Source organism: Methylomonas sp. BG-2, from assembly GCF_057766305.1.
Window position 1 is genome coordinate 1 of record NZ_JBYMAP010000005.1, and the last position, 25,576, is coordinate 25,576.

Annotated in this window: 27 protein-coding genes; 12 read left to right on the top strand and 15 right to left on the bottom strand. The window is 59.6% G+C overall.

The genetic code is table 11. The features are described 5' to 3' along the window. Nucleotides 1–149: 149 nt before the first annotated feature. Nucleotides 150–1,091 (bottom strand): alpha-E domain-containing protein, encoded by a 942-nt coding sequence (locus AC3B8H_RS01025; RefSeq protein WP_488439766.1) that lies wholly within the window; start codon nucleotides 1,089–1,091, stop codon nucleotides 150–152. Continuing rightward, on the bottom strand, nucleotides 1,085–2,512 hold the full coding sequence (locus AC3B8H_RS01030) for a circularly permuted type 2 ATP-grasp protein (protein WP_488439767.1): 1,428 nt from the start codon (nucleotides 2,510–2,512) through the stop codon (nucleotides 1,085–1,087). Before AC3B8H_RS01030 ends, AC3B8H_RS01025 begins: the two co-directional genes overlap by 7 nt. A 204-nt stretch (nucleotides 2,513–2,716) precedes the next feature. Between AC3B8H_RS01030 and AC3B8H_RS01035 the strand changes: the two genes are divergently transcribed. The 3 genes from AC3B8H_RS01035 to AC3B8H_RS01045 all read left to right on the top strand — a co-directional run bounded on the left by AC3B8H_RS01035 (nucleotide 2,717) and on the right by AC3B8H_RS01045 (nucleotide 6,978). Continuing rightward, nucleotides 2,717–3,592, top strand: coding sequence for a carbohydrate kinase family protein (locus AC3B8H_RS01035; RefSeq protein ID WP_488439768.1), 876 nt, complete (start codon nucleotides 2,717–2,719; stop codon nucleotides 3,590–3,592). 240 nt (nucleotides 3,593–3,832) lie between these two features. Continuing rightward, the gene (locus tag AC3B8H_RS01040; protein ID WP_488439769.1) at nucleotides 3,833–6,358 is read left to right on the top strand and encodes an ExeM/NucH family extracellular endonuclease; all 2,526 of its coding nucleotides are present in this window, start codon (nucleotides 3,833–3,835) and stop codon (nucleotides 6,356–6,358) included. Nucleotides 6,359–6,408: 50 nt separating this feature from the next. After that, entirely contained in the window at nucleotides 6,409–6,978 is a 570-nt protein-coding gene (locus tag AC3B8H_RS01045; protein WP_488439770.1) for a hypothetical protein, read from the top strand. A 44-nt stretch (nucleotides 6,979–7,022) separates the two neighbouring features. Here AC3B8H_RS01045 and AC3B8H_RS01050 read toward each other — a convergent pair whose 3' ends face one another. Next, the gene (locus tag AC3B8H_RS01050) at nucleotides 7,023–7,754 is read right to left on the bottom strand and encodes a DUF5765 domain-containing protein (RefSeq protein ID WP_488439771.1); all 732 of its coding nucleotides are present in this window, start codon (nucleotides 7,752–7,754) and stop codon (nucleotides 7,023–7,025) included. A 250-nt stretch (nucleotides 7,755–8,004) separates the two neighbouring features. Between AC3B8H_RS01050 and AC3B8H_RS01055 the strand changes: the two genes are divergently transcribed. The 3 genes from AC3B8H_RS01055 (at nucleotide 8,005) to AC3B8H_RS01065 (ending at nucleotide 11,432) form a co-directional block, all read left to right on the top strand. After that, complete coding sequence (locus AC3B8H_RS01055) at nucleotides 8,005–10,035, top strand: reprolysin-like metallopeptidase (protein WP_488439772.1); 2,031 nt, start codon at nucleotides 8,005–8,007, stop codon at nucleotides 10,033–10,035. A gap of 263 nt (nucleotides 10,036–10,298) precedes the next feature. After that, the gene (locus tag AC3B8H_RS01060) at nucleotides 10,299–10,877 is read left to right on the top strand and encodes a hypothetical protein (RefSeq protein WP_488439773.1); all 579 of its coding nucleotides are present in this window, start codon (nucleotides 10,299–10,301) and stop codon (nucleotides 10,875–10,877) included. 63 nt (nucleotides 10,878–10,940) lie between these two features. Beyond that, nucleotides 10,941–11,432, top strand: coding sequence for a glutathione peroxidase (locus AC3B8H_RS01065; RefSeq protein ID WP_488439774.1), 492 nt, complete (start codon nucleotides 10,941–10,943; stop codon nucleotides 11,430–11,432). On the opposite strand, the gene AC3B8H_RS01070 is transcribed toward AC3B8H_RS01065, so the two are convergent. The 5 genes from AC3B8H_RS01070 to AC3B8H_RS01090 form a co-directional block, all read right to left on the bottom strand. Beyond that, nucleotides 11,429–12,595 (bottom strand): flagella assembly protein FlgT middle domain-containing protein, encoded by a 1,167-nt coding sequence (locus AC3B8H_RS01070; protein WP_488439775.1) that lies wholly within the window; start codon nucleotides 12,593–12,595, stop codon nucleotides 11,429–11,431. The two genes, AC3B8H_RS01065 and AC3B8H_RS01070, sit on opposite strands and share 4 nt — an antisense overlap. Further along, nucleotides 12,585–13,265: a hypothetical protein gene (locus AC3B8H_RS01075; RefSeq protein WP_488439776.1), complete on the bottom strand. Its 681-nt coding sequence runs from the start codon at nucleotides 13,263–13,265 to the stop codon at nucleotides 12,585–12,587. Before AC3B8H_RS01075 ends, AC3B8H_RS01070 begins: the two co-directional genes overlap by 11 nt. 89 nt (nucleotides 13,266–13,354) lie before the next feature. After that, nucleotides 13,355–13,690 (bottom strand): ribosome silencing factor, encoded by a 336-nt coding sequence (gene rsfS, locus AC3B8H_RS01080; protein WP_488439777.1) that lies wholly within the window; start codon nucleotides 13,688–13,690, stop codon nucleotides 13,355–13,357. Next, a complete protein-coding gene (nadD, locus tag AC3B8H_RS01085; RefSeq protein WP_488439778.1) occupies nucleotides 13,691–14,332 on the bottom strand; it encodes a nicotinate-nucleotide adenylyltransferase in 642 nt (213 codons plus the stop codon). It lies immediately after the preceding gene. Further along, a complete protein-coding gene (locus tag AC3B8H_RS01090) occupies nucleotides 14,332–15,570 on the bottom strand; it encodes a glutamate-5-semialdehyde dehydrogenase (protein ID WP_488439804.1) in 1,239 nt (412 codons plus the stop codon). Before AC3B8H_RS01090 ends, nadD begins: the two co-directional genes overlap by 1 nt. 285 nt (nucleotides 15,571–15,855) lie before the next feature. Here AC3B8H_RS01090 and AC3B8H_RS01095 point away from each other — a divergent pair, with 285 nt between their 5' ends. From AC3B8H_RS01095 to AC3B8H_RS01120, 6 genes are all read left to right on the top strand, one after another. Next, a complete protein-coding gene (locus AC3B8H_RS01095) occupies nucleotides 15,856–16,566 on the top strand; it encodes a thiopurine S-methyltransferase (RefSeq protein ID WP_488439779.1) in 711 nt (236 codons plus the stop codon). A 163-nt stretch (nucleotides 16,567–16,729) separates the two neighbouring features. Next, entirely contained in the window at nucleotides 16,730–16,882 is a 153-nt protein-coding gene (locus AC3B8H_RS01100) for a hypothetical protein (RefSeq protein ID WP_488439780.1), read from the top strand. A 9-nt stretch (nucleotides 16,883–16,891) separates the two neighbouring features. Further along, complete coding sequence (locus tag AC3B8H_RS01105; protein ID WP_488439781.1) at nucleotides 16,892–17,416, top strand: cupredoxin domain-containing protein; 525 nt, start codon at nucleotides 16,892–16,894, stop codon at nucleotides 17,414–17,416. Continuing rightward, entirely contained in the window at nucleotides 17,409–19,028 is a 1,620-nt protein-coding gene (locus tag AC3B8H_RS01110) for a cbb3-type cytochrome c oxidase subunit I (RefSeq protein WP_488439782.1), read from the top strand. The genes AC3B8H_RS01105 and AC3B8H_RS01110 overlap by 8 nt, the downstream gene beginning before the upstream one ends. 2 nt (nucleotides 19,029–19,030) lie before the next feature. Then, nucleotides 19,031–19,681, top strand: coding sequence for a c-type cytochrome (locus AC3B8H_RS01115; RefSeq protein WP_488439783.1), 651 nt, complete (start codon nucleotides 19,031–19,033; stop codon nucleotides 19,679–19,681). Between the two features lie 76 nt (nucleotides 19,682–19,757). Next, on the top strand, nucleotides 19,758–20,546 hold the full coding sequence (locus AC3B8H_RS01120; RefSeq protein ID WP_488439784.1) for an elongation factor-1 alpha: 789 nt from the start codon (nucleotides 19,758–19,760) through the stop codon (nucleotides 20,544–20,546). Nucleotides 20,547–20,558: 12 nt separating this feature from the next. Here AC3B8H_RS01120 and AC3B8H_RS01125 read toward each other — a convergent pair whose 3' ends face one another. The 7 genes from AC3B8H_RS01125 to rsxG form a co-directional block, all read right to left on the bottom strand. Then, a complete protein-coding gene (locus AC3B8H_RS01125) occupies nucleotides 20,559–21,482 on the bottom strand; it encodes an HDOD domain-containing protein (protein ID WP_488439785.1) in 924 nt (307 codons plus the stop codon). Nucleotides 21,483–21,500: 18 nt separating this feature from the next. Next, a complete protein-coding gene (locus tag AC3B8H_RS01130; protein ID WP_488439786.1) occupies nucleotides 21,501–22,802 on the bottom strand; it encodes a sigma-54 interaction domain-containing protein in 1,302 nt (433 codons plus the stop codon). A 317-nt stretch (nucleotides 22,803–23,119) separates the two neighbouring features. Next, nucleotides 23,120–23,584: a bacterioferritin gene (bfr, locus tag AC3B8H_RS01135; RefSeq protein WP_488439787.1), complete on the bottom strand. Its 465-nt coding sequence runs from the start codon at nucleotides 23,582–23,584 to the stop codon at nucleotides 23,120–23,122. 23 nt (nucleotides 23,585–23,607) lie between these two features. After that, complete coding sequence (locus AC3B8H_RS01140; protein WP_488439788.1) at nucleotides 23,608–23,811, bottom strand: (2Fe-2S)-binding protein; 204 nt, start codon at nucleotides 23,809–23,811, stop codon at nucleotides 23,608–23,610. A gap of 2 nt (nucleotides 23,812–23,813) precedes the next feature. Further along, a complete protein-coding gene (locus tag AC3B8H_RS01145; RefSeq protein WP_064024187.1) occupies nucleotides 23,814–24,077 on the bottom strand; it encodes an RnfH family protein in 264 nt (87 codons plus the stop codon). A gap of 12 nt (nucleotides 24,078–24,089) precedes the next feature. Beyond that, the gene (locus tag AC3B8H_RS01150) at nucleotides 24,090–24,794 is read right to left on the bottom strand and encodes an electron transport complex subunit E (protein WP_488439789.1); all 705 of its coding nucleotides are present in this window, start codon (nucleotides 24,792–24,794) and stop codon (nucleotides 24,090–24,092) included. Between the two features lie 41 nt (nucleotides 24,795–24,835). Beyond that, nucleotides 24,836–25,573 (bottom strand): electron transport complex subunit RsxG, encoded by a 738-nt coding sequence (gene rsxG, locus AC3B8H_RS01155; protein WP_488439790.1) that lies wholly within the window; start codon nucleotides 25,571–25,573, stop codon nucleotides 24,836–24,838. Between the last annotated feature and the right edge of the window lie 3 nt (nucleotides 25,574–25,576).

Below are 25,576 nucleotides of genomic sequence, written 5' to 3' on the forward strand. Positions count from 1 at the left end.
ACTCTTTGTGTTGCTCTGGTGTGAACTTCATATCAGCATCGCGGCAATGTGACTCGACAACTTCCAGCAAACCACTAAACATTCAGTGAACTCCTATGTCGTGCCCAACTATCCGTTAACCGAGTCGGCCCGGCGCCCGATGGCGTTTTTCAAGACGGACCGTTCAGGAAGGTACGCTGTATCTCGACGCCCAGCGCGTTATTGCGGGCGATGAAATCTTGCAGAAACACGTGCAGACCGGTGCTAACGATATCGTTCATCCGGCCGTAATGCAGGCGGGCGTGGTTTTCGCCGGCCAGACGCAGGCATTCGCGGCCGCGCCGGCCGCACAACTGCTCCAGTATCGGGGCCAATTCGTCGTAACAGGCGTGCAACGAACGCGGCATGTCGTCGCGCAGCACCAACAATTTGGCGACTTTCCAAGGTTCCAACGTGTCGCGGAACACTTTCTGATAGGCCTCGAACGCCGAAACCGAACGCAGCAAGGAACTCCACTCGTAGTAATCGACCTCGGCGGTTTGGTCGGCGTCGGGTAGCAACAGTTGAAATTTGGCATCCAACAAGCGCGCGGTGTTGTCGGCCCGCTCGACGAAACTGCCGATCCGAACAAATTTATAGCCGTCGTCGCGCAACATCGTACCGAAGGTGACGCCGCGGAATAAATGCGAGCGGGATTTGACCCAGTCGCAAAACTCGCTGATCTCGGCTTCGGGCAGCCCGCCGGCAATGCGTTGGCGCAGCTCTATCCACAAGGCGTTGACGGTCTCCCACATTTCCGAAGACATGGCCACCCGCACCGCGCGGGCGTTTTCGCGCGCCGCGCCCAAGGCGCTGACGATGCTGGACGGGTTGCGTTCGTCCAGCGCCATGTAGCGAATCACGTTGGCGGCGGTGTAGGCGCCGTAATCGCGTTCGAATACCTCGATGTCGTCGGCGATCAGCACCGGCGGCTTCCAGCGCGCCGCTTCGTCGTAAGGGCTGTTGGCGACCAGCGACATCCGGTAGGTAACATCCAGGACCCTGGCCATGTTTTCGGCGCGCTCGATGTAGCGCGCCATCCAGTACAAATGGTCGGCGGTACGGCTCAGCATGGTTTGTCCTCGTTCAACACCCAGGTATCCTTGGTCCCGCCGCCTTGCGACGAGTTGACCACCAACGAACCTTCGCGCATCGCCACCCGGCACAGACCGCCGGGCACCAACGTTACGGTCTTGCCGGACAGCACGAAGGGCCGCAAATCGACGTGGCGCGGCGCCACGCCGGCTTCGACCAGGGTCGGACAGGTCGATAGCGCCAAAGTGGGCTGGGCGATGTAATTATCCGGATCGGCCAGGATGCGGTCGCGGAATTCCAGGATTTGTTGCTTGGACGCGGTGGGGCCGACCAACATGCCGTAACCGCCGGAACCCTGTACTTCCTTGACCACCAATTCGTCCAGATGCTCCAATACGTATTTGCGGTCGTCGGCTTCGGCCAATTTGTAGGTCGGCACGTTGGACAGAATCGGTTCCTCGCCCAGATAAAACCGAACCATGTCGGGGACATAGGTATAAGTGGCCTTGTCGTCGGCCACGCCGGTACCGATCGCGTTGGCCAGCGTCACGCCGCCATTGCGGTAGGCTTCGACGATGCCCGGCACGCCGAGCAGCGAATCGGGGCGGAAGGCTTTCGGATCGATGAAATCGTCGTCGATGCGCCGGTAAATCACGTCGACCTGCTTGGGACCGTCGGTGGTGCGCATAAAGACTTGGTCGTCCTCGACGAACAAATCCTGGCCCTCGACCAGTTCGATACCCATCTGCTGCGCCAGGAACGCGTGTTCGAAATAGGCGCTGTTATAGGCTCCCGGCGTCAGCAACACCACGGTCGGGTCCTGCACGCCGGGCTGGGCCACCGCGCGCAGATTGTTCAACAACACTTGCGGATAGTGCTCGACCGGCGCCACCGCGTAGCGGCGGAACAGTTCGGGGAACAAGCGCATCATCATTTTGCGGTTTTCCAACATATAGGACACGCCGGACGGCGTCCGCAAATTGTCCTCCAGCACGTAGAACTGATTCTCACCGGTACGGACAATATCGATACCGGCGATGTGTGCGTAGATACCACCCGGCGCCGCGACGCCCTGCATCTCCGGACGGTACATTTCGTTTTCCAGAATGCCGGCGGGCACGATGCCGGCCTTGACGATTTCCCGGTCGTGGTAGAGGTCGTTCAGAAAGGCGTTCAAGGCCCGGACCCGCTGAATCGCGCCGTCGGCCAATTGCCGCCATTCGCCGGCCGCCAGAATTCTCGGCACGACATCGAACGGAATCAGCCGTTCGGCGCCGGCTTCGTCGCCATAGACGTTGAAGGTGATGCCGACCCGACGAAACAACATCTCCGCCTCTCGGGACTTTTGCATCAGTTGCGCCTGATCGATGCCGTCCAACCAGTCCGCAAAGGGTTGATAGAGCGCCCGCACACTGCCGTCGGGTGTCCGCATTTCGTCGAAATAATTCAGTGGCTTCATAAGCTCCTTACAGCAATCCACATGCCAACCCAATCAAACGATCGCGGCCCGGCCCCGGCGGCCCATTGCCGCCGCCTAACGCACCAAGTTGGCGCAAACTCCGCGCGCCATCGCCCCAAAACGACCATAAGGCGCAAATACGTTGGCAATTTCGCCGGCTTTGACTATCGTAAGTAACTTGTACCACCATCCACGATTCAACCGATGAACAAAGCCCACATTACGTTATTCGGCGAAGTGTTGTTCGACTGTTTCCCCGACGGCAGCCGGGTTCTGGGCGGCGCGCCGTTCAACGTCGCTTGGCATCTGCAAGCCTTCGGCGATCAGCCCCGCTTTATCAGCAGGATCGGCGGCGACGCGGCGGGCAACGACATCCTGGCCGCGATGGCGCGCTGGGACATAGACCCGTCAAATCTGCAAATCGACCCGACCAGACCAACCGGCACCGTTGCGGTCAGCATAACCGACGGCCAACCCGATTACCAGATTCTCGACCGCCAGGCTTACGACTTTATCCAGCCGGTCCAACCAGCGAATAGCGATGGCCTGATCTATCACGGCAGTCTGGCGTTGCGCGGCGAGGTGTCCGGCCAGACTTGGGCCGATCTGGCGAACACCTGGCGCGGGCCGGTGTTTTTAGACGTGAATTTGCGGGCGCCTTGGTGGCAACCGGGCCGCATATTCGATTTGATCGCCGGTGCCGACTGGCTGAAATTGAACGACGCCGAGCTGACCCAACTCTTCCCCGGCAGCCAGGACATCGCCGACAAAATGCGTCTGATCGTCCGGGAGTTCGACTTGCAAGGCATTTTTGTCACCTGCGGCGAAGAGGGCGCTCTGGCGCTGACACCCGACGGCGAGCTGCTCGGCGTTACCCCGAACGCCCGGTTGGAAGTCGCGGACACGGTCGGCGCCGGCGACGCCTTTGCCGCCGTACTGTTGCACGGCATCGCCTCCGCCTGGCCATTACCACTCACTTTGCGCCGTGCCCAGGATTTCGCGTCCGCGTTGGTGGGCCGGCACGGCGCCACCGTTGAAGACCCCGCTTTCTATCAGCGCACGCTGGCCGGTTGGCAGTAAGCCCGCCGGCCGCGCCGGCCGCCGCCGCGCGGCACAAAATATCGGCCCGAACCCGTATTACATTTCACGCAATCTTCCGCAAACCGTCACGCATCCGTAACCCAGCGCAGGCGTTTTAACGCCAGAATGAGCGCCGGCTCACCCACCCGCGCGGCCCGACTCGGCCGGGCTTCCGGCCGGATTGAGCCGGGCCGGGCCTCGCGCCTGTTCGTGTCTTTACTTTCCCGAGATCCTCCGACCATGTTCAGGATTCAGACCACTTTCAAGCCGGCGTTGACAACACTGGCCGCGCTGAGCTTGCTCGGCGGCGCCCAAGCCGCCACGCCGGTATTCATCAACGAAATTCACTACGACAACACCGGCACCGACAGCGGCGAAGCCGTTGAAATCGCCGGCCCGGCCGGCACGGACCTGAGCGGCTGGTCGCTGGTGCTATACAACGGCAACGGCGGCGCCAGTTACCGCACCGCGACGCTTAGCGGCGTCATCGCCGACCAATCCGGCACCGGCCATGGAACCTTGAGCTTCGGGTTTCCGAGCGACGGCATCCAAAACGGCGCGCCGGACGGCATTGCGCTGGTGGATGCCCATCAAGTCGCCGTGCAATTTTTAAGCTACGAAGGCACGTTCACGGCAAACGGCGGACCGGCCGCCGGCCTCGCCGGCACCGACATCGGCGTATCCGAATCCAGCGCCACCCCGGCGGGTTTTTCGTTACAACTGCGGGGCAGCGGTCAGGTTTACGAAGACTTCGCCTGGGCCGGCGCGTCGGACGATAACTTCGGCACCACCAACACCGGCCAGAGTTTCGCCGCCGCGCCGCCGGAACCCACCGGCGAATGCGGCGATCCCGCCACCGCGATTAGCGCGATTCAAGGCAACGGCGCCGGCAGCCCCTTGACCGGCACGATCCAGACCATCGAGGCCATCGTCACCGCAGATTTCAGCGGCGGCGCAAAACTGAACGGCTTCTTCGTCCAGCAAGCCGACCCGGAAGCCGACGCCGATCCCGCCAGCTCCGAAGGCCTGTTCATCGCCGCCTCTGCGCAAATCGCGGTCGGCGACCGGGTCCGCATCACCGGCGGCGTCGCCGAAACCTACGGCATGACCCGTCTGGAAAACGTCTCGTCGCTGCAGGTTTGCGCCGGCGGGCAAACCTTGCCGGCCGCCGTGGCTATCGAACTTCCATTCAGCGTCGAAAATTCGCAGGAAAGCCGCGAAGGCATGTTGGTAACGCTACCACAAACTTTAACCGTCACGGAAAACTACAATCTGGCCCGCTACGGCGAATTCCTGGTGTCGTCGGGCGGCCGCCTGCTGACGCCGACCCAAGTGGCCGAGCCCGGCGCGCCGGCCCAGGCCGTCGCCGCGCAAAACCTGGCCAACCAGCTACTGATCGACGATGGCGCCAACCTGCAAAATCCCGATCCGCTCATTTACCCGCAACCGGCCGGCCTAAGCGCCGCCAATACCTTACGGGTCGGAGACAGCCTGAACGGCGCTACCGGCGTGTTGGCCTATGACTTTGGCGCCTACCGTTTGCAACCTACCCAAGCGCTGGCGCTGGTCGCAGCCAATCCCCGCGAAGCGGCGCCAACGGCGGACCCGCGCGCATCGCTGAAGGTTGCCAGCTTCAACGTCTTGAACTATTTCAACGGCGATGGCAACGGCGGCGGCTTCCCGACCGCGCGCGGCGCCGATACCCCGGCCGAATTCACCAAACAACGCGCCAAAATCGTCGCGGCTTTGACTCGCCTGAACGCCGACGTGATCGGCCTGATGGAAATCGAGAACGACGGCTACGCCGCCAACAGCGCGATCGCCGATCTTGTGGCCGGCCTAAACCAGGCCGCAGGCGCCGGGACCTATGCCTTTATCGACCCCGGCGTCGCGCCGGTGGGCAGTGACGAAATCGCCGTGGGTCTGATTTACAAACCGGCCAGAGCCACGCCGGTCGGCGGCGCGGCCATTCTGACCGCGGCCTTCGATCCGGCGTTCGTCGATACCAAGAACCGGCCGACCATCGCCCAGACCTTCCGCGACAAACGCGCCAACAAATTGCTGACCGTCGCGGTCAATCATTTGAAATCCAAGGGTTCGGCTTGCGACGACATTAACGACCCGGATAGCGGCGACGGCCAAGGCAATTGCAACCTGACCCGAACCGCCGCCGCCCGAGTGCTGACTGACTGGCTGGCCAGCGACCCCACCCACGCCGGTGCCGGCAACGCGCTGATCGTCGGCGACTTGAACAGCTATGCGCGGGAAGACCCGATCAGTACCTTAAAAACCGCCGGCTATCACAATCTGCTGGAAAATCTGGTCGGCGAACACGCCGCTTACAGCTACGTGTTCGACGGGGCTTCCGGCTATCTCGACCACGCCTTGGCCAACGCCAGCCTGACGCCGCAAGTCAAGGCCGTGTCCGAATGGCACATCAACGCCGACGAGCCGAGAGCGCTGGATTACAACGAGGAGTTCAAATCGGCTGGACAGATCGCCGACTTTTACGCCGCCGACGCTTATCGCTCGTCCGACCACGACCCGTTGTTAGTGCAATTATTCGTGGCCGGCGATTTGGACAACGACGGCGATGTGGACAGCACCGACGCCGCCGCGGCCAAAGCGCAAATCGGCCAATGCGCGAACCGGCCCGGTTTCAACCGCGAAGCGGACTACGACCAAAACGGTTGTGTGTCCTACGCCGATTACCGCACCTGGTATGGCCACTACCAGCGGTATCAAACCGCCGCGACCGGCCTCTAAGCCGGCGCCGCCGGCCGGCGGCTTTTCACTTTCACTTACCGAGACTTGCCATGAAAACATTGAGCTGTATTTTAATTTTGACCGCCATCGGCTGGTGGCCGGCGGCGGAGGCCGCCACGTTGAGCCTTAGCCTGATTCCGCGGAGCGCGACCGTCACGGTCGGCGAAACCTTCGCGGCCGACGTGGTCGTTCGCGACCTGTTCGGCGATGCGGACCCGGACGAATTGCTGCTGGCCTTCGGTCTAAACTTCGGCGACCTGGACGGCGAACGCCTGGAATGGACCGGCGCCAGCGTGAATCCGGTGTTCAACGACGATTCGGCGGCCGTGGGCCTAACCGCCGCCGGTTCGGCCTTCCCCGGATTGAGCGTAAACGATACGCCGGCAACGATGACACTCGCGACGCTGTATTTTCGTGCGCTGGCGGCCGGTACTGCCGTCGTCGGCATACATGGCGATTTGGCCGATCCGAATCAAGGCCTGATTTTTTTGAACCGGGGACCGGTCGCGATTGCCGCCGATTTCAACCTGAGTGTCGTCGCGGTACCGTTACCAAGCGGTGCGCTGCTGTTCGCATCCGGAATGGCGGCGATGCTCGGCAGACGCGGACGCCGCGCCTAAAAGTTAGGCGGCGGGGAAAAAGCCGGGCCGGGGCCCGGCCAGATTCAGGATTGCTGCTTGGCGAAGCGCCCCGACCAATCGTCCGGCCGCGCCGCGAACAGTTTTTTGAATTGAGGCATGAAGCTGGCGGTGATCGGAATCGAATAAAAGCAATACATCGCCGCAGCCTCGCCGGTACTGACACCGAACAGCCATTGCGGCATGAACAGCGTCATCATCGCCATCCCGAAATGATACGAGGCGATCCGCCAGTTGTGCTTCCAGACGAAACCGCTCAGCGCCAACGCGAACAATGAGCCATGGGTCACCAAGGTGCCGAAGGCGCTGGAGATGGCATAACCGATATGATAAATGCCCATGAACAGGCAGGAGTTCATCCGGCCAATGAAATTGGGCTCCAGACCGAACAATTGCCAGTCATTCGGCAGCCGGCCGAACACCAGAAACAAGCCGCTCAAACTCGCGCCGGCGATGAAGGCTTTCTTCAACGCTGTCGGGTCGCTCGAATACGTCGCCAGGGCCGGCATGATGGCGAAGGCCTGCAGGCTGATGTGTACCGAGGACAATTCACTGAGCAGCAGATTGGTACCGTAGCCGCATTGGTCGGCGACCGGATAGGCGAAAAACTGAATGAATTCCATCAGCGAGAAATGAAAAATCGCGTAAGCGCGGGCCAACCTGACCCAAAACGCTTCGTCCTTATCGAGCACAGTCACGGTTGCCGCGGCCAAACCCGCGACGCCCAAGCCCAACGACATATCGGCGCTAAAACACATAGTGAATCCGTATCAAAAAATCAGACAAAACGGCCACGCCGGTGGCCTCCTCTCGCCGCGCGGCCCGGTAATTCCGAACTCCGGCCTGGAAACGATACACGGCCCCGGCATTTATTGCAGCTTTTTTATGGTTTTAACCGGACTATTTCCTAACGGGCTAAATCTTTCGTCAATCGGTTTTCCGCAACTCCGAGCTGTGGTATTCTTGATCAAAAATTGCGAAGCCCGTCACATTCGAGGTTCCCGGCGGATGAAAATAAAACCGAACTTATACTATTCCCTGCTGGCTATCTGGCTTGGTGCTACCAGCGCTCAGGCCGACGGCGCACGCGCGCTTCTCGCGGAACCGCCGCATCCGATTTATCACGTGGTTCGCGATCAAACCCTGGCCCAGGCCGCGGCATTGATCGCCAATCGCGGTGGCTTCGGCTTTCAGATCGCCGCCGGCCTGGAGTCCGACCGTTTGAATCGCAAGCTGGCCGCCGCCGATTGGCCGGCGGCACTGGCGCAACTGTTGGCGGATTACAACTACACGCTGGTCGGCGCGCCCGGCGCGATTCGCTCGGTGCTGGTCAGCGGCCGCCGTCAAAACGGCCTTGTGGACCCGTCATCCGCCGTCACCGCTATCGAACCGCGTAAGACCGACGATCTGCCCGAGCGTTACCGCCGTTTGAAACCCGGCTCGGCCATGCCGCTGGAGTTGCCGTTAAACCAATTGCGCCGACTGACAGCCGGCGACCGCGCGCTTCTCGATCTGCCGATCGGTCAATACCAAATCGAACACGACCGCCGCATCGACCATGCCGACGGCTCATCGACCTGGATCGGTCATCTCGCCGACGAAGGTTTGGGCTACCGGCTGAATCTGTCGCTCGGCGGGGCCGGCCTGATGGGCAATCTCTACACGCCGGACGGTGAATATTTGATCGAAAGCGCGGGCGCCGCCACCGTATTGGTGGACTTGCGCAACTCCGGCCTCCGGGCCGGCGGTTTCGACGGCGACCATATCGAACCGGCCGGCCTCGCGGCGCCGACGGAGATGGCCAAGGCCAGCGTATCGACCGAAACCCTCAGGACCAAGGCCGAATCGCTACGGGCCAGCGCCAACACGCTGAATCAAGAGGCCACCAATCTTTACGGCAACTACACCGATAACCAGCAACTGGTCGCCAATGCGCAAGCCGCGTTAACCGAGGCCAAGGCAAACACCGCCTCGGCCAAAGCCGAACTGGCCAGCCGAAAACAAACGCTGAAATCGGCGCCCAAGGACGCAACGTTGCAAGCGGAGGTCGCCGACGCCAAGGCCGCGCTGAATGCCGCCAAAGCCGCCGAAAAACAGGCCAACACCAACTTGAAGGCGGTCAAGAAATCCGAAAAATCGGCGCTGTCCGCCTACAACAAAAAGATTGCCGCCTATAAAAAAGCCAATACCAAGGCCGAAAAAGCCGAGGCGGATTACACCGCCCGGCTCAACGAGACCGGCGGGGGCAATACCGAAAATAACGGTAACAACGGCAATGGCAACAACGGCGGAGGTAACGCCGATAACAGCGTCATCGACGTGATGGTGCTCTACACCACGGTCGGCCAAAGCGCGACCTACGCCAAGCAGCGCATTCAGTATTTGGTCGATATTAGCAATCAAGCCTACCGGGACTCTGGCATCCATGCCACTCTGCGCTTGGTGCATACCGAGGCAAGCACCTACACCGAAACCAACCGCAACGACACGGCCCTGGACGATCTGGGCGCCGGTAACGGCGCGTTTGCCAACGTCGAGGCGCTACGCAACCGCTACGGCGCCGATTTAGTGGTTTTTTTCCGCCCTTTTTACCATCTGGCTTCCGGCCAGATGTGCGGCATCGCCTACCAGGGATTCTACAACGGCGGCGATGCCTTCCCGTTTTGGGCCTACGCGGTGGTCGGCGACGGCTACTCCTTGGAATCGGATAACTACTACTGCCAGACCGGCAGTTTCGCCCACGAAATCGGCCACAATCTCGGCAATGTCCACGACCGGGAATTTAGCAACTTGCAAGGCAAGTTCGACTATTCCTACGCCTGGGGCATAGACAACCTGTTCGGCACCATCATGAGTTATTACAGCCCGCAAATCCTGCTGTTCTCGTCGCCGTCCCTCAGCACGCAATGCGCGGGCGGCCCCTGCGGCTATCCGGCCGGATCGATACACTCGTCCGACCAGACCGCCACGACCAACTATACCGCGCCCTTCGTCGGCAATTACCGCCAGACTCAGGTCAGCGTACCGACGATAGAATGACATTGACGCCGCCGCACATAAACTTCATAAGTTTTTCAACAATTTATGATATAAACCGTCCCGATTGGCCGGCCCGCCGCCGACCGATCGCCGCGACCCGAAAGCGCTACCACCTCGCTAGCGCCGGCACCAGGACGAACGGAACGCGGTAACGCAGCGATGCTTCCAACCGGAACCGCGCCGCCGGGCCTGTTTCAGCCGGAAACCACGGTAGGCCCGACATCCATTCCGGATCGATAACAACAATAACCAGGGGAAAGCTCATGATCCAAATTATCGTCGTCGCAACTATCTTTTCGCTATTGCTGCTGGGTCTGTTGATTTGGGCGATCAAACGCAAGATCGCCAAACGTCGGCAGCTGGAAACCAAGCACATGGCAACGCTGGGTTCGGCAATACCACCCGGCGCGAACGCCCAAGACCCAAGCACGCCGCCCGCGGCGGAACCGACGCGGGCCGAGCCCGCGAAACCGAGCGCCGCGCCCGTCAACCTCGGCACGGTCTCCGCGGTATCCGCGCCGCGCGCCGCGAACAACCCGGCGATCCCGGAAGATTCGGTACTGCGCCGCCATTATCTGGCGATGCGTCTAGCCGAGCGCGAGCAACGGGAGAGACCTTATCCGACCGATTCGGTGCTGCGCCGACACTACGATGCCCTGCAAAAAGCGGCGCTCGGAACGCCGTCCGCGGCGGACCCGGCACCGACAGCTATCGGCAACGAGCCGGCCCGCCCCTTGCCCAAATCAGCGCAACTGCCCGAGGACTCGGTGTTGAAGCGCCATTACGCGGCACTGCTGCAAACCGAACTGGACAAACGCCTGGACGGCGGCTTTCCGGCCTGAACACCAAAGCCCCGAACCGGCTTCGGCCGGTCCGGGCCCGCCATATTCATCGACCAACGCAACATGGATACTATTTATCGGTTTTCCGCCAACACCTTGAGAGGCGCGCCATTGTCGCTCGACGCCTTCCGCGGCCAAGTGCTGTTGATCGTCAATACCGCCAGCCGTTGCGGCTTCACCCCGCAATACCAAGGCTTGCAAGCGCTTTACCGCGAATATCGCGACCGGGGCTTCGCGGTGTTGGGCTTTCCCTGCAACCAATTCGGCGCCCAAGAGCCCGGTGACAGCCGCGCGATCGGCGAATTTTGCGACACGAACTATCAAATCGACTTTCCGATGTTCGAAAAGATCGAGGTCAACGGCGAGGGTGCTCACCCCTTATACGTTTTTATCAAAGCAGGGGCGCCGGGCGTGCTCGGTTCGGAAGCGATCAAATGGAATTTCACCAAATTTCTAATCGGTCGGGATGGTTGCGTCAAACAACGCTATGCGCCACTGGCCGCTCCGGAGACGTTGCGCGGCGACATCGAAGCCTTGCTGGCGGAGCCGGTTTAACGCGACTGAAAACTCTTGACCCAATCGCCGGGCCGGACCATCGCGGCGCCGGCGTCCATTTGACCGGCGGCGGTCGCGGCACTGACATCGACAACGGTCAAAATGCCGCTGGGATCGCCCAAGCCGGTGTCGGCCCGATTCTGGGCCAGCGGATACACCATCAATTTGTCGCCGACCTTGACCTTATCCTGCGCCCCGGCGGCGATGACGACGCGACCGGCTTCGACCCGCGCCACTCGCGTCGCGAACGGATAGCAGCCGAACATTTTATGTATGTCTTCCGCTGCCTCGGTAATGATCTCGTCGATCTTATGGCCGGCCGGCGTCGCGTTGAAGCGGTCGCTACCGACCGTGTAGCCGGTCGGCAGGCTGACATCGCCGACAATGGAGTCGGTATAGCGCTGCTGAAACAATAGCGCCCCGGTAAAACCGTCGTGGATGAACACGTCGATGCCGATACTGCGCCGACCGACAAAATCGCGGACCAGCGATTTCAAATCGGCCAACACGCCGGTACCGCGCACGAACTCGGTGGATTCGAGCCGAAAGTCGCGTATCACGCCGGACAGTACAAACTGAGCGTTATTCTGACGGGCGACGTTCAAAACCATGGATTCGCCGCTGCCTTCGGCGGGCGCCAACTCCGGCGCGATGTCCGGGCGGGCGTACAGCGCGGCATTGGTCAGGTTGCGGCCGATAAAATCGCCGGTTTCCATCAAGCGATTGTTGATTTCCCGAGGAATGCCGCTGTACAAGTCCTGGCTCTCGGTACCGCTGAGCTGATCGGCGTTCATAATCGGAAATCCGGTCGCGACAATCTTTTTGCGATAGGGCGACGCGCAACGTTCGTTGTCGGACAGCATCGCCAGCACTTGCACGTGGTAGGCGCCGCCGTCCTGCCATTCGTCGACCACCTTGATGTCGCTGATGAGCATGTCGCCGCGATTGCCGCGCCGCAACCGCGCCGAAGCCGCATCGACCGCATTGTCGATCGCGGCCCGCCGAGCCGCCTCGCGATTGCCGCCGGCGATCGCGGCGCTACCCTCGGCGCTGACCTGGCGCGCGGCGTCCAAGCCCCCAGCGTGATCGCCGCGCGTCCCGGCGCCGCCGCAGCCGGCCAACAGTAATATCGACAAAACGAGGCTAAAGCCGTTACAGCGCATTCAGAAATCCGGTCGTCAGGAAATAATTCAACAGCGTACGCGCGCCGGTGTTGATTGTCCATTCACTGTCGTACATGCCGGCATCGAGCAAGACATCGTCAACGACATTGGGTTGCTTGGCAAAACCGCCGACATGATATTGGTCGCTACAGTCCCGGTTACCGCAAGCCAGATTCGCGGAAACCACGGTTGCCTCCCGGTAGCCCAGCCGGGTGAACGCCAGCTTTTGGTCCTGTTGCTGGCATAGCCCGACCTGCTCCGCGCCGCCGGCCATGCAGCGATAAAAGCGCGGCGTCAAGGTCAGGTCCAACGAGGCTTTCAGATGATCGCGGACGGTACGGTAGTCTGCCGGACGGGCTTCGCGCAAATAGCTATCGACGTAAATCCGATAGGCTTCGTCGCGCATCACTTGGGCGCCGACCGTCGAGCCGTTGGGCAACGGCTCCCGATAAAGTTGAGCCGCCAAATCACGGTAGGCGTCGAGTTTGGCATTCTGCTGGGCTTGCTGCCAGCGTTGCTTGACGTTCAGCGCGCCGCTGTCGTCGAAGCGGCTGATACCGCTGGCGCTTAGCGTTTTGGACTCGGACAGAGTGGCGGATTTGCCGGCCGGCCCGGCGCAGCCCGCCAGCCATAGCAACGGGATGATTTGCAGCAGTTTTAGGGTGTTCATAATTCCTCCTCGGGCTAGCCTAGTCATCGACTGACCGGCCGAATTCTTGAGGAGGCGGCCAATTTAAATCGGCCGCGCCGGCTCCGGGCTTAGGCGGATTTGGCCGGTACCGACCAGAGTTTTTCCAATTGATAGAACTCGCGGGCCTGGCCGGTCATCACATGCACGATCACGTCGCCAAGATCCAGCAAGACCCAATCCGAGCCTTGCTCGCCCTCGGTGCCGATCGGTTGAAGGCCGTTTTCCTTGACTTTTACGACGACGTAATCGCATAGCGACTTGGCGTGGCGCGCCGAGGTTGCCGTCGCGACGATCATGAAATCGGTGATGCTGGTCTTGTCGCGCACGTCCAACGTCGCGATATGCAGGGCCTTGCGCAGGTCCAGTTCGGTTTCGACCAATTGGGCTAATTCGGTGCTTTGCATTCAGGTTTCCGTAGGTGTCGAGCTTGCTCGATAAAGTTGATGTTGTTGAATATAGGCCAGAACGGCGTCCGGCAATAAAAATCGCGGACTCATCCCGTCGGCGACGATCCGGCGGATTTGGGTCGCGGCAATGTCCAGCAAGGTCACCGTTTGAAAAAACAGCTTGCCGGCCCCGGCTTCGCGCAACGCGTCCCGCCGCGCCGCGACACGGGCTCGCAAAAAATCGCCGCGTAGCGCGGGTTGAAAGCCCGGCCGGGTCATCACCACAATGTGAGCGTAATCGAACAGGTCCCGCCAACGGTGCCAGCCTTCCAAGCCGGCGAAGGCGTCGGCACCGACGAACAGTACCAAGCAGGACGCCGGCATCTCCGCCGCCAGCGATTGCAGGGTATCCACCATATACGACGGGCCGGACCGATCCAGTTCGCGTCTATCCACGCTCAAGCCCGGCGTGCCGGCCACCGCCAGTTCCAGCATCCGCGAGCGATGTTCCGCCGAAACCTCCGGCTCGCCGCGATGCGCCGGCACCCGGCACGGAATCATTTTCAGGTCGTCCAATTCGAACAACTCGCTCACTTCCAACGCGGTTCGCAAATGCCCGTAGTGAACCGGATTGAAGGTACCGCCGTAAACGCCGATCATTATTGGCGGATATGCCCGTCGCCCAATACGATGTATTTCAGCGAAGTCAGGCCGTGTAAGCCGACCGGTCCGCGCGCGTGCAATTTATCGGTGCTGATGCCGATTTCGGCGCCAAGGCCGTATTCGAAGCCGTCGGCGAAACGGGTCGAGGCGTTAACCATGACCGAGCTGGAATCGACTTCGCGCAAGAAACGCCGGGCCAGCGTGAAATCCTCGGTGACGATGGCTTCGGTGTGCGCCGAGCTGTAGGTGTTGATGTGGTCTATCGCCTCGTCGATGCCGGCGACGATTTTGATAGCCAGAATCGGCGCCAGGTATTCGGTGCGCCAGTCGGCTTCGCCGGCCCGAAGCGCGCCCGGAATCAATGAGCAGGTTTTCAGGCAGCCGCGCAATTCCACGCCCTTTTCGGCGTACTTTTCGGCCAGAATCGGCAATACCGCGGCGGCAACGGATTCGGCGACCAGCAGCGTTTCCATCGCATTGCAGACGCCGTAACGATGGGTTTTGGCGTTCAACGCGATCGCCACCGCCTTTTCGAGGTCGGCCTTGGCGTCGATGTAAACGTGGCAAATTCCGTCCAGATGCTTGATGACCGGAATGGTCGCCTCGGCGCTGATGCGCTCGATCAGGCTCTTACCGCCGCGCGGCACGATCACGTCGACAAATTCCTGCATCGTCACCAGCGCGCCGACCGCCGCGCGGTCGGTGGTTTCAACGACTTGCACCGCCAGCTGCGGCAAGCCGGCCTCGGCCAAGCCCTGCGCAATGCAGGCGGCGATGGCGCGATTGGAATGAATGGCTTCGGAACCGCCGCGCAAAATGCAGGCATTACCGGCTTTCAGGCACAGCGCGGCGGCATCGACGGTGACATTCGGTCTGGACTCGTAAATGATGCCGATCACGCCCAGCGGCACCCGCATTTGTCCGACCTGGATACCGGTCGGACGGTAACTGAGATTCGTGATTTCGCCGACCGGGTCGGGCAGCGCGGCGATTTGGGTCAAGCCCTCAACCATGTTTTCGATGCGCGCCGGCGTCAGATCCAACCTGTCCAACGAAGCGGCGTCCAGACCGTTGGCCCGGGCGGCTTGCAAGTCCTTGGCGTTTTCGTCGATCAGGCGCGAAGCGTTGGCTTGCAACGCTTCGGCGATTTTCAACAAGGCCAGATTCTTGCGGCCGGTATCGGCCTTGCTGATTTCGCGACCGGCCTGTCTGGCCTGCTTGCCCAATTGCTGCATGTAACGGCTTACGTCCACGATGTTACGACTCGCTGATTTTAAAAAAGCTGGCATTATAACCCAGACCCGTGCCGGGGCCGAAGCGCGGCTTGGCCCGCGCCAAACCGGACAAATTCCAACGCGACCGCCGGCCCACGTGTTACCCTTGACCCGGCGAGCCCTGTTGACACAGCCGCTCCGCCGCCGCAAGCGCCTTTTCGGCCTGCATCGCTCTTCTCGCGAAGCGTTGTGCCCGTTCGATCAGAACCTTTCCGAAGCACAACCTTACCGCATAGTGAGCTAGCCATGTCCAACCGAGTCCCACACATTCCAACGGCCATCAAAACCCGTGACACGTTATCGTCCGCCGCCAGTGGCCGCGACAATCCGCTGTGGCTGCAATTTTGGCGCGACCAACGCGACGATTTTCACCAAGTCGCGGTGAATCCATTGTTGCGCCGCTTTTGGAACGGCCAGGACTTGGCCGAGGGTAGTCGCGTATTCGTACCGTTGTGCGGCAAGAGTCTGGATTTGATCTGGTTATTGGAACAGGGCCACGAAGTGGTCGGCATCGAACTCAGCCCGGTCGCGGTCGCGGCGTTTTTCCGCGAGAACCGTCTGAAACCCAGCCGGCGAAAAATCGGCAAATTCGTGGCTTGGCGGCATGGTCGCCTGACGATACTGTGCGGCGATTTTTTTTCGCTGACCGCAACCGACCTCGGCGCCGTCGCCGCGGTTTACGACCGCGCCGCATTGACCGCGTTGCCGGAAGATGTGCGTAAACTCTATGTCGCGCATCTGGAACGCATTCTGCCCGATACCGACAAGATTTTTCTGTTGACCGCCGAGGAAGCCGAAACCGAGGAAGCGGTCGCCCCGCCACCCGAGATCGCCGCCGAAGTACGGCACCTTTTCGCCGAACATTTCGACATCGAACTGACTCACGCCGAAACCCTGACCGAAGCCGGCGAATTCGTCGATTACAAGCTGTATCGCCTCAACGCCCACCCGCATTGAACCGGTCGGCGCGCGGGCGCCACCCTGGCGTTTTGCGTCCGGGCGCGATCAGGGTATGATCCCCCCAGCAATAACCAGGGAATAGTCATCGCCAAGAATGACGGGCCGCGAGTCGGCGCTTATTGCTCAATTCCTAAAAAAATATTAAACAGGAAGGATGGGTATGACTCGATTAAGCGAAGAAGAACGTAAAAAAATCCTGGAAAGCTCGCCGGTCGGCACCTGGGCGCTGATGCTGATCGTCAGCGGCGGCATGCTGGTCGCCTGGCTACTGATGTATTACGGCGTGTTCCTGCCGCGCGGCCATATCGGTTGAGGGGGCGCCATGCATATCGATAAATTGGAACGAAATTGGGCCGGCGTGGCGCTGGGCATTGCCGGTGTATTTGTCTCGGCGATTCTCGGTTCGGCGCTGATGCACGGCATACACGCGCCGAGCAATGTCGAAACCATAGACTCAGCCAAACTGCACCTATCCAAGGAATTCGCCGAGGACCAACTCGGCGCCAGCCGCAATCCGGACGGCAGCGTTACCGTGCGCATGGTCGCCGGCCGCTACGGCTTTTTCCCGAAAACCCTCACCGTGCCGGCCGAAACGCCGATCACCTTCCGCTGGGTCAGCCTGGACGTGATCCACGGCGTCCACATGCCGATGACCAATATGAGCACGATGATCGTGCCGGGCTATGTGGCCCAGGTCAAGACCGAACTGCACCACACCGGCGACTATCCCTTGCTGTGCAACGAGTATTGCGGCATGGGCCACGCCCATATGTGGAGCAACATCAAAGTGGTAGGCAAGGCCGAGTGGGACGCGCTGGCCAAGCAAAGGGGAGCACAACGTGGATAACCTAAACGAGAAAAAACTGGCGTTGACCCATCTGTGGGTCGCGTTCGCCGCCTTCGGCTTGGCGGCGTTGATGGGGCTGTACCAAGTCGTTGAACGCAGCGGCTTCTTCGGCTTTTTGGAGTCGCGGGAAGTGTATTACGCCTCGGTCAGTACCCACGGCGTGCTGATGGGCTTTGTACTGACGACGTTTTTCATCATGGGCTTTGGTTACTACGTGGCCACCAGCACGCTGAAATTGCCAGTCTGGAACCTGAGCTTTGCTTGGAGCGGGTTCGGCGTGGCTCTGACCGGCGTGGTGCTGGCCGCGTTGCCGCTGCTGCTGGGCAAGGCCTCGGTGTTGTTTACCTTTTATCCGCCATTGATGGCCCACCCGTTGTTTTACATTGGCGCGACCTTGCTGGTGGTCGGCTCGTGGTTTTGGTGCGTGTCGATGATCGTCATGTATTCGCAATGGAAAAGAGCCAATCCCGGCCAAGCGGTACCGCTGGCGATGTTCGCCACAACAGCCAACGCGATTCTGTGGCTGTGGACCAGCGTCGGCGTCGCGGTGGAAGTGCTGTTTCAGTTGATTCCGTGGGCCCTGGGCTGGATCGACACGATAGACGCCGGGCTGGCCCGGACGCTGTTCGCCTGGACTTTGCATCCCATCGTGTATTTCTGGCTGATTCCCACCTATACCGCGTTTTACACGCTGGTTCCCAAACAGGCCGGCGGCTATTTGTTCAGCGACGAAATGGCCCGAGCCGCGTTCATTTTATTGGTGGTCTTCAGCCTGCCGATCGGCTTTCACCATTTGTACATGGACCCGGAGCAGGGCCACGGTTGGAAAATCCTGCACGCGATCGGCACCTTCGTCGTCACGTTGCCGACCTTCATCACCGGTTTCACCGTCATCGCCTCATTGGAAATCGCCGGGCGACTGAACGGCGGCAAGGGCTTGTTCGGCTGGATCGCCGCGCTGCCCTGGACCAATCCATTGGTGCTGGCGCTGATCTTGGGCTTGTTGATGCTGATCTTCGGCGGCTTCGGCGGCCTGGTCAACGCCAGCTATGCGATGAACGCGATGGTGCATAACACGGCCTGGGTCTCCGGCCATTTTCATCTGATTTTCGGCGGCACGACCATCATCATGTATTTCGGCATCGCCTATTACTTCTGGCCGGTGTTGACCGGCAAACCGCTGCATTCCCCGTCACTGGCGGTCACCCAATTGTGGACTTGGTTCGTCGGCATGATCATCATGACCACGCCGTGGCACATCCTGGGTCTGCTGGGCCAGCCGCGCCGGATCGACAGCGTCAATTACAACAACTTGCTGACGCTGTCCTGGGAGCCCTACGAAGTCACGATGATCTTCGGCGGCACCATCCTGTTGGTATCGTCCGGCATGCTGCTGTATAACCTGTATAAAACCCAGTGCGGCACCAACGCCTACCGCGGCGAAGTCGAATACGCCGAACCGATTCATCCGGTCCGGGATTTACCGGCCTATTTGAACAGTTTCGGATTATGGAACGCGGTAATCGCGGTATTCATGTTGATTGCGTTCGGTTACCCGATTTTGCAATTTTTCCTGATGGAAACCTTCGGTTCCGGCAGATGGGGGGTCTGATCATGAAAAACTTAATCCGCTTAATCGCGATATTGACACCGGCGCTGGTTTGCGCCGATCCCTCGTCGAAAGTGGCGTGGACCGCCGAGCAATTAAACTTCGTAAAATCCGGTAATTCGCAAAAAGGCCGCGAACTGGCAAAGACTTGCGCGGCCTGCCATGGCGAACAAGGTATCAGCGCGGTGCCCACCTATCCGTCGCTGGCCGGCCAGTTGCCGACTTATTTGTTCAAGCAACTGCAAGACTACCGCGACGGCAGTCGGCAAAATCCGCTGATGAACGGCATCGCCCAAGGTTTGACACCGCAAGACGCGGCCGATCTGGCAGCCTGGTTTTCAAGTCAACCGGCGGCGATTTTGTCGGCGAACGCGAAAGGCGCCTATCCGACCGCCGAAAACCTGGTCAAGCGCGGCGACAAGCAGCGCTTATTGCCGCCTTGCGAGGTTTGCCACGGCACCGACGGCAAGGGGCAAGCCCAGGATGTGCCGGCGCTGTCCGGCCAAAGCGGCGATTATCTGGCCGCCAGCTTGCGCGCCTTCAAATCCGGTGAACGCCACAACGACATCTACGCCAGAATGCGGGTGCTGGCCGAAACCTTGAGCGATCCGGAGATCGAGGCACTTGGCTTGTACTACCAGAATAGTCAACAATAGCGAGCGCAAAAACGCCCTCGCCCGCCCGACGCCCAGCGCGTCGGGCGGCATTTTCGTCTAGCTTCGGAATTCCGCCATGAACTGCGATCCCCCCACACTCGACCGCTCCGGCAAGGGCATCAATCTAGTCAGCTTCGGCACTTCGATCAAACTGTTGTTCAGTGGTTATCTGACCACGGTTGGCGCCGGTTATCTGATGGCGCTAATCCAAATCCTGTTCACCCACGGCATGGCCGACGGCAAATTCGGCCTATCGTTGGACGACATCGTCTACAGCTATTACGGCGACCGGTCCGGTTCGGTGTTGGAATCGAAGCTGAACGGGTCGATGAAGTACAACGCTCCCGACCAGGAGCGCTTCAAAATCATCCAATGGGTGCGGGACGGCGCCGAGGACGCGGAGTACAACAGCCACATCAAATCCATCGTCGAAACGCGTTGCCTGATGTGCCACAACGCCGGCAACAGCTCGCTGCCCGACTTCGCCAAGCTCGAAAATCTGAAAAAACTCGCCGCCTCTAATGAAGGCGCCACGTTTCAATCGTTGATTCGCATCTCCCACATCCATTTGTTTGGGATCAGTTTTATTTTTATGTTTGTCGGCATTATTTTCAGCTTTAGCACCGGAGTGCCTTGTAAGTACAAATATCCGGCTGTTGTGATGCCCTATTTGTTTCTGCTGATCGACATCGCGTCCTGGTGGTTGACCAAGCTGAACCCGCATTTCGCGCTGCTGGTGATTCTCGCAGGTGCCGGCCTCGGCGTGGCGTTCGCGTTCATGTGGACGGTATCGATGTACCAGATGTGGATATTGGGCGGCGTGTTAAAACGCAAGGACCGCCGCAATGCGGTCATGCGCGACTAACCCGGCGCGAGTTTATTCGGTGAGTTGTTCGGCGGTGGCAACGACTTTGGCCAGATCGTCATTCAGATTGTCCAGTACTTCCCGGCACACGGCGGGCGTCAAGCCCAATTGCTCGACCGCCTGCTCGGAACAGCTCTGATTGGCGGCATCGCCTATCCCGAGTTCGCCGAGCAAGCTGTCGTTTGCGAAAGTCAGCAAATTCAACAGGTAATTGTCGCCCCGGTAACAAGGGTTGTGGTGATGGTAGACGATGTCGGTCACCAATCGCGGCATCGACCAATCGTTCATCAGCCAGGCTCCGATTTCGGCATGATTAACGCCGAACGCGAAGTTTTCCAGGTGAAACACCACCAAGCTCGGGTTGGCGGCGATCAGACCGCTCAAATAGCCGAATTCGTCCGGGAAGCGATGTCCCAGCAAAGGGAAGCCGATGTTGTGCATCAGCGCCGCCAAAAACAAGGCTTGCGTCGACGGCCGACTCGGCTCCGGCATCGCCGCCGCCAATTTGGCCATCAACTGAGTGCTGGCCAGCGCATGCGTCCAAAACATCCGGGTGCCGATCGGCCCGTCCTTGGGCGCTTTTAACGGCGCCAATACCGCCAAACCCAAAGCCAAATCCATAACGAAATCGAAACCCAATACTCGGGTGATCGCATCGTGCACCGAGGTGATCTTGCCCCGGTAACCATACAGCGCCGAACTGGCCCAACGAATGATCTGGGCGGTCAACAAGGGATCGAGCTCGATGATTTCCGCCAACTTGGCGGCATCGGCATGCGGGTCCGAAGTCAGCTTTAAGATACGCATAGCGCTGCCGGGCAACGGCGGCAAAGCCTTGATTTGCGCCACGGTCTCCCGCATGTCGCGCGGCGGCGTGAATCCGTTGCGTTGCGGGCTGATGCTGGTTAAGGTCCAGTTGATAAGATTGGCTTCCATAACGATGTGCTCCGCGGCCTAATTCAAATTCAGACGGTTTAGTTTGCGATAAAGCGTGCGCTCGCTAATATTCATTTCGGCGGCGATCAACTTGCGGTTACCCTGATACTTGACGATCAGGCTGTTGATGAAATCGGCCTCCAATTCAGCCAAACTGCTCAAACTGGGCCGACGCTCCGGCGTGGGCGCGACGAGTTCGTCGGCCGGCGCGGCTTGGCTTAGCGGCTGCATGAAATGCACGCAAGCCTCCGAAACGACGCCGTTTTGCGACAAGCCGGCGGCGAGTTGCAGGCAATTGCGCAATTCGCGGATATTGCCCGGCCAGCCGTATTGCAGCAATTTGATTAAAGCCGGCTGGTTCAGCCGATAGGCACGGCCGTCGCGACCGCTAAGCTGCTCCAGAAAAAAATCGATCAACACCGGCAGATCCTGTTTGCGGTCGCGCAAGCGCGGCACGTCAACCGGAAACACCGATAAGCGATAGAACAAGTCCTCGCGAAATCGGCCGGCCTTAACCATTTCGGCCAGATTCCGGTGCGTGGCGCAGACGATGCGCACGTCCGACTTTAACATGGTCGTGCCGCCCACCCGGCGAAACTGCCCGCTTTCCAGGGCTCGGAGCAGCTTAGGTTGCTGCGACAGCGGTAGGTCGCCGATTTCATCGAGAAACAACGTACCGCCGTTGGCCAATTCGAACAGACCTTTTTTCGCGACGGCGGCGCCGGTAAACGCACCTTTCTCGTGGCCGAATAATTCGCTTTCGAACAAATCCTCGCCGAGTATCGTGCAGTCGACAATGACGAAATCGGCGTCGGCGCGCGGCGATTGGCGATGCACGAATTCGGCGGCCAATTCCTTGCCGGTACCGGTTTCGCCCAACAGCATCACCGGCGCCTGACTGACGGCGGCTTGCAGCAACGTGGATTTGAACCGGGTAAATGCCGCCGACTGGCCTATCATCGTCGGCCCGTTATATGCCCCGGTCGGTTTGCTGATTGGGGCCAGGGTTTCACCTAAATACAGCGTGCCGTCGGCATCCAGCAGCGGAAATCCCCGCACGTTGAACGACAGATCGGCGGGCACCGTGCCGACACCGCCGTGAACACCCGCGTAACCTTCCAAGGATTGGAACAATTGCCGATGCCGACAGCGACCGCTATCGGCGCAACAGGGCCGGCCGATCTGCTGTTGCCTATCGACGCCAAAACTCAATTCCCAAGCGCGATTCACCGCGACGATCCTTAAATCGGCATTGATGATCACGAACGGCAGATCGTGAGTCTCCAACAATGATTCGAGCGTAAAGGCGTTTTGCAGCATAAATCCCTTCAGTAGACACCGAACTGGCGGTCGTTGGCCTTGGTCGTCGGACAGTCGATGCGCTGTCGCTAGTTCGTCCGGCCGTTAGAGAATCAAGCTGTCATTTTAGCGAGAAACCGGCGATTCTGCTGGACGTGGGGAAAAATCGAATTGGCGCGGCCCACGGTCCGCAATGAATTCGAAAAAAACAGGCCGAGACACCGGCACCGCGGGCAACCGGTTCAGCGCGAACGGGGATCAAGAGAAAAATAGCTGAAAAGAATGAAGCGCCGTCTCGGCCTGCCGCGTGAAAGCGGCTGGCCGAGAGGACGCGGGGATTACATCTGCGATTGCAGGTAATTTTGAATGCCAAGTTTTTCGATCAGATCCAGCTGAGTTTCCAGCCAATCGATGTGTTCTTCCTCGCTTTCCAGAATATGCTCGAGCAATTCGCGCGAAATATAGTCGGCGACCGACTCGCAGTAGGCGATGGCTTCCTTCAACAACGGCAGTGCCAGTTGTTCCAGCTTCAGATCGCATTCCAGCATTTCCTTGGGGTTCTCGCCGATCATCAACCGCCCCAAACTTTGCAGATTGGGCAAACCTTCCAGAAACAACACTCGTTCGATCAAGCGGTCGGCGTGTTTCATTTCGTCGATCGATTCGTGATATTCCTTTTCGTTGAGTTTATGCAAACCCCAATTCTTGAACATCCGCGCGTGTAAAAAATATTGGTTGATCGCGGTCAGTTCGTTTTCCAACACTTTATTCAAATATTCGATGACTTTTTTGTCGCCTTGCATGTCGATTCTCCCGGTGATTCGTTTTAATGATTGGTCGCGGCATGAATGCCGGATGAACAGCCAGACGATGCTTTACCGAGCAATCGTTGCGAAAGTTCGCGGTTGCATTTACCGCATTCGCCGCCGACCCCGAAACAATTGGTTAATTGTTTACGCGAGGATACTCCACTGGCGATTGCCGCATCAAGCTGTCGTTCGGTAAATGCCTTGCAAACGCAGACGTACATGGCTAAGCCACCCGGCGCCGCTGTACTTGGTTGGGATCGGCGGTAATCTTGCGATAGATTTCCACCCGGTCGCCTTCCTTGACCACGGTATCGAGCTTGGCCAGTTTGCCGAAGATCCCCACCTTTTGGGTTTCCAGATCAATTTCCGGATACTGGCTCAACACGCCGGACAATTCTATCGCCTCGGCAATGGTACTGCCTTCCGGCACTTCCAGCCGCATCCAGATTTGCCGATCCGCTTGCGCGTAACAAACCCCTACGTTCATCGTTGACCTCGCTTATTCGACGACGGCGGCTTCGAGCGGCGCGGCCGGCTGGACCGGTTTTTCAACCGCCTTGCGATCAAACAACCGCTTTAAGGCGACCATGAACCCCAGCATGATAAATCCGCCCGGCGGCAATGCCATCAATAGAAAACCTTTGTATTCCGGAATCAACACGGTTTCCAGAAATTGAAAACTTTCGCCCAGCAGCACCGACGCATTCGCGAACAAGGTACCCGCCGAACTGATCTCCCGCATCGCGCCGAGCACCACCATCGCGGCGGTGAAGCCGACGCCCATCATCAGGCCGTCCCACATCGACGGCAATACCGCCTGCTTGGACGCAAAGGCCTCGGCCCTACCCAGAATGACGCAGTTGGTGACGATCAACGGAATAAACAAGCCCAGCACCTTATGCAGTTCGTGCATCCAGGCATTCAGAAACAAATCGACCAAGGTCACCAGCGCCGCGATCAACAACACGAAGATCGGAATACGAATTTCAGCCGGAATCAGATGCCGGCTGGCCGACACGGCGGCGTTGGAGGCCAGCATCACCACCATCGTCGCCAAGCCCATGCCCAGCCCGTTGGTCGCGGTACCGGTCACCGCCAGCAGCGGGCACAGCGCCAAATTCTGGGTCAATACCACGTTGTTGTCCCACAAACCGTCCTTGGCGATTTTGCGATAGGGTTCAGAAAACAATATCGAAAGATTCATGGGCACACTCCGAAACGAAAACGTTGTTTACCAGGACAAGGCTATTCAGCGGCCAGCAGTTCCGCTTGATGGGCGCGATAGAATTCCAGACCGCGCCGAATGGCTTGCACCACTTTGCGCGGCGTGATGGTCGCACCGCTAAATTGATCGAACACCCCGCCGTCCTTCTTGACCGCCCATTGTTCGACGGTCAGGTTGTCCAGCGACTTACCGTCGAACGACAAGGCCCACTTGGATTTGGTAATTTCGATTTTATCGCCGAGACCCGGCGTTTCAACGTGGGCGATGACCCGTACCCCGAGAATTTCGCCATTACGATCCACGCCCATCACCAAACTGATAGGCCCGGCGTAACCGTCCGGCGCGATCAGCTTGAAGCACACCGCGTTGACCGCGCCGGCTTTCTTGGCCAAATAAACCTGGGTTTGCGCGGCGCCTAAATTCGCATCGGCGGAGTCCAGCAACACGCTATCTTCCAACAAATTATTGTCGTGCAAATCGGCCGGCACCACCTGGGCCAAATTGGCCTGCAAGTCTTCCTGCAGGCGCAGCGCGATCACGCCTCGGGTGGCCAGATCGGCCAAGCCCAACAGTAGCGCGGCCAATAGTGCAAAACCCGCCAAGACACCGGCCTGAAACTGCAATTGCGGCCGCAAGCCTTCCAAATGCTCGGGTTCCAGCCAAACCGCCAACTTGCGTTTCAGCGTTTTGCCGGCGGAAATGGCCGCCGCCAGCGCTTCGCCGCCAGCCGCTGGTTTTTGCACGGGATTGGAACTCATCGG